This window comes from Microvirga sp. P4_G7 (genome assembly GCF_056401005.1).
In genome coordinates this window covers 1-3,073 of sequence record NZ_JBFUKD010000465.1, presented here as the reverse complement: position 1 = coordinate 3,073, position 3,073 = coordinate 1, and the positions used below count along the sequence as shown (strand labels likewise).

Below are 3,073 nucleotides of genomic sequence, written 5' to 3'. Positions count from 1 at the left end.
ACATGTCGGGAGGCAGAATCGACGGCAACCTCGTGGCCGGTTTCGGCAACGACACCATCCTTCTGTCGAACGGCTTTATCGGCGGCAACATCAGCGTCAGCGGCGGCGTCGACCGGGTGACGGTAACGGGCGGTGAGGTCGTCGGCGACGTTCGGATGAGCACCGGCAGCGACCTGTTCACTTGGTCGGGCGGAGGCACGATCGCCGGCACAATCGATCTCGGTGCCGACGACGATGTGGCGATGTTGCGCAATTTGACGGTGGCCAATCTCGGTGCAACGCGTTCCGTGACGGGCGGTCTCGGCGTCGACGTGTTGACGATGGATTCGGTTGTCACCGGCGGCGTCGGGCGCTTTCAGCTTTGGGAGCAGATCGGTCTCAGCAACGGGGCGCAGCTGACTCTGGATGGCACATTGAGTCTCGGCGATTCCGTCACGCAGACGGGCCGATTGTCGATCGACGCGACAAGCGTTGTCCTTGGCGGCGGCGGATCGAACGGTTCAATTCAGTCCTTCGCGACGGGTGGCGTCGTCACGGTCACCAATGCGGGTACGATCGATCTGACGAACGGAGCGGCCTCGGCGACGGATACAGTGACGATCGGTGGCAATTACGTCGGCGCGAATGGTCGTCTCCGCGTCCAGACAATTCTCGGCGCCGACGGTGCGCCGTCCGATCGTCTGATCATCGCGCGGGGGGCAGGATCGGGTATCACGACGATCAGCCCAGTCAATCTCGGCGGTTCCGGCGGTTTGACGACCCAGAACGGCATCCTTGTGGTCGAGACCACGGACGGCGGCACGACGGCGGGCTCGTCGTTCGCCCTGTCGGGCCCGGTTGCCGCCGGTGCTTTCGAGTATTTCCTCTATCATGGCGGCGTCGCGGCCGGCACGCAGAACAATTGGTATCTCCGCTCGAGTGCGCCGCAAGTTCCGTCAGATCCGAGCGTTCCGACGCCGACACCGTCGCCGGGTTCGCCTCCATTGCCATCGCCGACGCCGGGCACTCCCACCATTGCGACACCCTTCTATCGGCCGGAGGTTGCCCTCCAGGCGGCGTCGTCATCGTTGGCGCGGGAGAGCGCGATCGCAACCCTCGGCCCGTCGGACATGCGCCGGAGCGACGCAGCGCCGGCGACGGGATTGTCTCAGGTCTTGTCTTGCGTGCCGTCGACGAAAGGGGGCTGGGGAAGGGCCTTCGGACAACAACAAAACCAGCGTTGGTCCGGCACTGTCAGGCCGGAATTCGATGGCTCCGTCGTCGGGCTTCAGACCGGGTTGGATCTGTTCGGATTCGATTGGGACGATTGCCAGCGCGACCGCTTCGGCCTGTTTTTCGGCTATGCGAAGACTGACGGCGATCTCCGCGGCTTCGCACGCGGACAACTTCGCAGCGCGGTCGGTTCGCTCAACCTCGATACGACGAGCCTCGGCGCCTATTGGACGCATACCGGTCCGACCGGTTGGTACGTCGATGCGGTACTCATGAATTCCTGGATCGACGGCGAGCCGCGCTCGATCACGGGTTCGGGCCAGAAGCTCGACGGGTCGACCGTCACGGCTTCGCTCGAAGCAGGTTATCCCATTCTGCTTGGCGGCGATTGGTCTCTGGAGCCGCAGGCGCAGATCATCTGGCAGCGATCCTCCTTTGACAGCACGCAGGATCCGACAACGACGATCAGGTACGACGATTCGAATGCGTTCACGGGGCGGCTCGGCGTCCGTCTGCAAGGCGTGTTTCTTGCTGGAGCGACGACGATCATCAAGCCTTATCTCAAGGCGGATCTCTGGCACGGCTTCGCGGGAACCGACCGGGTCTGGTTCGCATCGACACCGATCGACACCGAGCGTGGGGCGACGGCATTCGAACTCGGCGGCGGCCTGACGGCGCAGGTCATGCCGTCCCTCAATCTGTTTGCTTCCGCGAGCTACACGACGGATCTCGATGGCAACGAGCGTCGGACCTTGTCCGGCAATCTCGGCCTGCGCGTCACGTGGTGAGCGATCAGGCCACGCCTTCGCGCAGCAAATCGAGATAGTGCACCAAACCGACCGGCCGTCCCTGGTCGGTCACGATCAACGCGGTGATCTTCGCCGATTCCTGGATCTCCAGCGCGGAAGCGAGAAGGTCGTCCGGCGCGATCGTACGCGGCGAGCGGGACATGACGGCCGTCACGGGGAGCGTGGTCAGGTCGGGGCGCAGGTTCCTGCGCAGGTCGCCGTCGGTCACGATGCCGGCGAGCGTGCCGTCGGCGTTGACGACGATCACGGAACCGAAGCCCTTGCGGCCGATCTCGAGAATGGCCTCGTCCATCAAGGCGTCGATACCGACCAAGGGAAGTCGCTCGCCTTGATGCATCACGTCGCGCACCAGTTTGAGCTGCGCGCCGAGCTTGCCGCCCGGGTGATAGACCCGGAAATGTTCGGCCGTGAATCCGCGCTTTTCGAGGAGCGCGACCGCGAGAGCATCGCCAAGGGCGAGCTGCATCGTGGTGGATGTCGTGGGCGCGAGTCCGTTCGGGCAGGCCTCCTTGGCCTTCGGCAGAACGAGGCAGATGTCGGCTGCATCCCCCAGCGTCGAAACAGCGCCGGACGTCAGAGCGACGAGAGGAACGCGGAAACGTTTGGCATAGCCGATCAGATCGGCAAGCTCCGTAGTCTCACCGGACCACGACAGAGCAATGATCACATCCTCCGCCCGAACCATGCCCAGATCGCCGTGGCTCGCCTCGGCTGGGTGCACGTAATAGGCAGAGGTCCCGGTCGACGCCAGGGTTGCGGCTATCTTGCGGGCGACGTGACCCGACTTTCCCATGCCGCTGACGATCACACGGCCCTTGGCGGAAGCGATCAGATCGACGGCGGCGGTGAACGCTTCGCCGAGTCCGTTGCCGACAGCCTCCATGAGGGCGGCGAGGCCGTCCCGCTCGGTGCCGAGGGTACGCAGGGCCGAAGCCACGGCCTGATCGGGTGAAGTCTGTGTTGCGGTCGCAAGAGCCATGGCCCGCCCTCTACCATGGAGAGGGGATCAAGCGAACCCCCTCCCGCTTCGATCCAACGGTCACACTTGACGC

General features: G+C 64.5%; 2 protein-coding genes. One reads left to right on the top strand and one right to left on the bottom strand.

Annotated elements, in window-relative coordinates; translation table 11 throughout:
* Nucleotides 1-2,000: autotransporter family protein (locus AC1DT3_RS16430; RefSeq protein ID WP_477466312.1), on the top strand; the 2,000-nt coding region annotated here is incomplete at its 5' end.
* Between the two features lie 4 nt (nt 2,001-2,004).
* On the opposite strand, the gene AC1DT3_RS16425 is transcribed toward AC1DT3_RS16430, so the two are convergent.
* The gene (locus AC1DT3_RS16425; RefSeq protein WP_477466311.1) at nt 2,005-3,000 is read right to left on the bottom strand and encodes a KpsF/GutQ family sugar-phosphate isomerase; all 996 of its coding nucleotides are present in this window, start codon (nt 2,998-3,000) and stop codon (nt 2,005-2,007) included.
* Between the last annotated feature and the right edge of the window lie 73 nt (nt 3,001-3,073).

Excerpts from the sequence above, each read along its gene's own strand:
- AC1DT3_RS16425 (WP_477466311.1), bottom strand. The coding sequence starts at position 3,000 with ATGGCTCTTGCGACCGCAACACAGACTTCACCCGATCAGGCCGTGGCT.